At 58.7% G+C, this 2,785-nt stretch carries 2 protein-coding genes and 1 pseudogene; all 3 read right to left on the reverse strand.

What is annotated here, in order from left to right; genetic code table 11:
• On the reverse strand, positions 1–722 hold a 722-nt coding region (locus AWB68_RS43760), incomplete at its 3' end, for a potassium channel family protein (protein ID WP_087650306.1).
• 897 nt (positions 723–1,619) lie between these two features.
• Positions 1,620–1,814 (reverse strand): annotated as a pseudogene (locus AWB68_RS43775) (DDE-type integrase/transposase/recombinase); the annotation flags it as partial.
• A 356-nt stretch (positions 1,815–2,170) separates the two neighbouring features.
• On the reverse strand, positions 2,171–2,683 hold the full coding sequence (locus AWB68_RS43780) for a DUF3455 domain-containing protein (protein WP_087650305.1): 513 nt from the start codon (positions 2,681–2,683) through the stop codon (positions 2,171–2,173).
• Positions 2,684–2,785 lie beyond the last annotated feature (102 nt).

Consider the following 2,785-nt stretch of genomic DNA (forward strand, 5'->3'; position numbering starts at 1 on the left):
CGCTTGATGTCCCGATGCATTTCGCGCCGGAGCAACTTCTCTTCCTCACCAACGAACATCGCCGCGATGTTGGCGAATACCAGCGACAACATTCCGTAGCCAAGGAGCACGACAAAAACAGCGAACACGCGAGAAGCGGGCGTTGTCGGCGCAACATCGCCATATCCGACCGTGGCACTGCTCTCGAAAGCAAGCCACAAGCCGTCCGCATAACTTTGCACACGCGGCTCGAGCCAGTAGAACCCTGCACCCGCCACGCCGAGCACCGCAGCGCCAATGAGAAGAAGCACGAGCAACCGGTTCGGGACGAACAACATGCGCAAGGCGAGCACGATGCGCACCGCAACGACGCACATGAAGCCCATTCGCAGCGGCCACTCCCACGCCGACCATGGCGTCGCCCCGCCCGCGATGCTCGCCGTCGCCCCCAGCAGGATCAGCATGTCCAGCCAATTGCGACCAAGGAGCTTTCGCGGATGCCGGCTCAGCCGGACAATCCAGGCATAGAGAATGGCAAAGCCAACAGCCACGACCAGATAAAGAAGCTGGCCTGCTCGATGGAACGCCGTAGGGCCGCCTACGAGTTCGAGATAGAAAGCCGGAATCGTGAGCAAACTGATGGCGAACAGCAACCAATGCATCCAGACCCAGGCTTTCGCTGCCCCTTGATCATCGTGTGCATCGACGCCACAGAAGCCGAAGTTGTGTAGCCATTTTTCCATTGCGGTCCGCGTGTAGTCTAGGGCTCCCACGAGCGCGGTGGACGCGGGCGCAGCTTGCGGCCGGTCGTCTGCGCGTCATGCGCCGTGTCGGGTAACGAGCACTTTTGCCGCCCTTACCAATCGATCGTAATGGTCCGCCCCGTTGTATCGTTGACCTGGATCAGGACAGTCCGTTACGCGACGGACGCCGCCAATGTTCGGATTAATGCGTCGCACAAACGTGCTGACTGTGCCCAGGGGCGCACCACGCGCCGCCTTTACGCCGCCATCGACCGCAATACCGCGGACAAGCGAATAATTCTTCACGCCATGTAGGGATCGCCCTACAAGACTGGACAGCGGACTACTCCATTCTCAGGCCGCCCTGATTTAACTGTACGGACCCGCGACCCATACTGGATTCGTGGACATCATCAACGACATCCCGTCGATGTCCAAGCCTGTAGGAGCAAGCGATGAACGGCAACTGCATCTCCTTGCGAGCGCTCGTGGACAAGTGGCTCGCGCCCAGTCAGTCGAGGCCAGCCCGGGTAACGTGCGTGGGACGCCTGATCGCGACGCACGGTCGCTATGTACGTCTCGAAAGTTGTACTTCAACCGGGTCGCTGACCATCGTGTTCTTCCGGCACGACGATGGATCATGGTGTGTTTTTCCGCCCGCCCGGACGTCGCCCGCAATGTGCTCTCGGCTCTTCGCGCAATAAGTGCAATCAGTGCAAGCTTCCGGCTCTCGATCACCGGCCACAGGGGTTCGTGAAGGACGGCTGGACGGGGGCGCCGGCGACCACTGAAAGGAAGGGCGGTCTGGTAAACCCTGTTGATGACAGACGCCCCACGCCTGTGGGTTCTGGTGCAAATAGGTAAGCCGGTTGAGAAGATCCATATTAGTAGGATGCCTTATCGATTGGACAGGACGGCATTCCATACGGCGGGCGCAGCGGTATCCTTGAGGGCGAGCTTCGCGAGATCGAACTGTCCCTTGCGAATACGATGCATCAATTCGATTCCTGAAATCGTGGTCGCAGCACTTCTGAACCGTTTAAAGCCGACCATCGCGTTCGTTCTGGACTTGATGTTTCGGTGCTCGGCCTGCTGCCGGAGCAGGTGAACATCATCGTGACGACGATAAGACAGGAGGAAGTCGACCTGCGCTTCGGCGTGTATGAACGCATGCTGGCCGAGTAACTGGGCGTTGTGCCGCCAATTCAGTGATTGCTGTCGCCACCACACATAAATAGAACGCTTGTGCTCTAATTCCTTGTATGTCATCTTATCGAAGTGCTCGTTGTGGCCTAAGTTGACCAGCACACCAGCCGCACCGTTACTTCGCTGTGCCCATACCGCGGTACGTGGGCATCCGGCAACGATTCTGATACACGAAGCGCTCAAGAAAGCGAGTTTCCCTTCGGCTTGACGAACACGGCAACGCAAAAAGCGCGTGCTACCTACTACCGATAGAAAACGTAATCCGCAAAATAGGGCGAGCTACAGAGTTCGTGTTCCGTCGAACACGGTGCGGTCGGCATCAATCCTCCAACGGTATGCACTCGCTGCACATACCGGACAACAGACAGCGTGTCGATGCCGGACGTGCTATGAGTTTCGAGCAACAGTTGCGGTATGCTCGCCAGCGTTTCGCTGGGACGCTGCGTAAGCACACGGCCTACAATCCGGCTTCCGTCTTCCGCTCCCCAGGACGGCCCGGCGCCGTGCCAGACCGCGGCGTGGCCCCTTGCATCGAACAGCGTCGCTTGTGGGCTCCTGAACACCCAACCCAGATGATGTTGCGCGTCGAACTCACATGAATACGTCTGCACGCCAGAAGCTACCAACGTCATCACGCGCTCGGCCTGAGGCGGCTCGATGGAAGAACTGTCAGGACCTGCAGGCGCCGTCGCACACGCCCCCAGTATCGATGCAACGACGGTCGCAAAGCCTGATTGCAAAAAATTCCTGAACATGGTTTTCACGTATGCGTCTCACGTCGCTTGCAATTACCCACACCCATTAGCGGGCCGGTGTCAAGCGAGCAGGCGACAGCTTGGCCGCGTTAGCGGCCAGTT

Source organism: Caballeronia choica (assembly GCF_001544535.1).
Classification (GTDB): domain Bacteria; phylum Pseudomonadota; class Gammaproteobacteria; order Burkholderiales; family Burkholderiaceae; genus Caballeronia; species Caballeronia choica.